Below are 1689 nucleotides of genomic sequence, written 5' to 3'. Positions count from 1 at the left end.
TCCTGGCGGACTGGTGATCTTGGTCGTGAACCCGTCTACCAGGAGCGTTCTTCATGCCCGCCGCCGGGGCTGCCGGTCCAACCACCCGTCAGGTTGTAAACGGCTCACTGTCGGAGGGGTGGGCTACTCTCCGGCCATGGATCTGCCGTACAACACCAGGCCCTCCACGGAGGAGATTGTCGCAGCTGTGCCCGGACTCGCACCGTACGCACGGTCGGCGGTTGTACTGGCCCCCGAACCGGGGGAGCCGGCGGTTCACCAGAGTTCTGTGGGCGGACCGCTGCTCTGGCCGGCCGACGAGCCCTGGCCGCACTGCGTCATCCCGGACGAGAAGTCCGGTTCCGGGGCGCCGGCGACGGCCATGGTGGCGGTGGTGCAGGTGTATCGGCGGGACGCACCGGGTGACTGGTGGCCGGAGGGCAAGGATGTGTTTCAGCTTCTGTGGTGTCCCAACGTCCACTGGGATCCGCCCGCTCCGCATGCCGATGGCAGCCCGGTCGTCGAGATCCGCTGGCGCAGCAGCGCCGACGTCACGCGCGTACTCGGGTCGCCCCCGCTGCCGGTACGGCAGGAGGAACCGGATTACGGCTACACCCCGGTGCGATGCGTGCTCACTGCGGTACCTCTCGTCGACTTCCCCTACCCGCAGGCCCTGCCGGACGGGGAACTCACCAAGTCCGTGCGGGAGTACGCCAAGGCGACCGGGGGCGGAAGCGATGTCATCACCCGGGTGGCCGGGATCAAGTTCGGCGGATGGCCTACCTGGCACCTGACAGACCCCTACGAAGTCCCGTGCCATACCTGCGGCGCCCCGTGCCGTCTGCTCTTCACTGTGGCTAGTGACGACACCACTGGGATCACGGTGGGCAGGTGGGGCGACTTCCGGGTCTTTGCCTGCCCAGACGGCGACGGGCACGGCTACGTCTTCGACCAACACTGACCCTTTTCCAAGCTGGCCGTGCTGACCGCGAGTTGGATAGTCCTGCGCAACGACGAAGCTCCTGGTAGACGGGTTCTCGACCAAGATCACCCGTGTCCACCAGGAGCTTCGCGTGCTTGACTACCCGTCCTCGATCGATCTGTCCAGCCGCACCTTGCGATTCCTGACCGGACAACTGACAGCCAGGCGGCAGAAGATCGGGACACGGTGGCGGCGCCTTCCCGCCGCACGTCAAGCCCTGCTCGCCCTGGCCCACCTACGGTGCGGTGACACCTACGCCCAACTCGCCGCCGGATTCGGCATCGGGATCGCGACCGTCTACCGCTACATACGTGAAGCCATCGAAGTCCTGTCCGCCATCGCCCCATCCCTGACCGAGGCGATGAGGACGATCCGGTTGAAGGTGTTCGTCATCCTCGGACGGCACCCTGCTGCCGATCGACCGCATCGCAGCCGACACCCCCTACTACTCCGGGAAACACAAACGCCACGGCATGAATGTCCAGGTCCTCACCGATTCGTTCGGACGGCTGCTCTGGGCCTCGCCCGCTCTGCCCGGCTCGACTTACGACCTGACGGCCGCGCGACACCACGGAATCATCGAAGCCCTCGCCGATGCAGGACTCAAATGCTGGGCGGACAAGGCGTATCAGGGCGCTGGCGGACCCGTCCGGGTGCCGTTTCGGGGCCGCCGCCTCAAGAGATGGAAGCGCCGCCACAACACCACCCACGCCAAGATCCGCTGCCTC

1 protein-coding gene and 1 pseudogene are annotated in these 1689 nt (G+C 66.5%); both read left to right on the top strand.

Annotation, left to right across the window (positions count from 1 at the left end; translation table 11 throughout):
- Positions 1-136 precede the first annotated feature (136 nt).
- Positions 137-940, top strand: a complete 804-nt coding sequence (locus ACWGO0_RS37375) for a hypothetical protein (protein ID WP_453544882.1) — start codon at positions 137-139, stop codon at positions 938-940.
- Between the two features lie 112 nt (positions 941-1052).
- A pseudogene (locus ACWGO0_RS37370) lies at positions 1053-1689 on the top strand (transposase family protein); the annotation flags it as partial.

The sequence above is a fragment of the Streptomyces sp. NPDC055749 genome (genome assembly GCF_053617235.1).
The sequence above is the reverse complement of the archived record's forward strand: the minus strand, read 5'-3'. Positions and strand labels throughout refer to the sequence as shown.

Coding starts and splice junctions, on each gene's coding strand:
- ACWGO0_RS37375 (WP_453544882.1), top strand. CDS start 137: ATGGATCTGCCGTACAACACCAGGCCCTCCACGGAGGAGATTGTCGCA.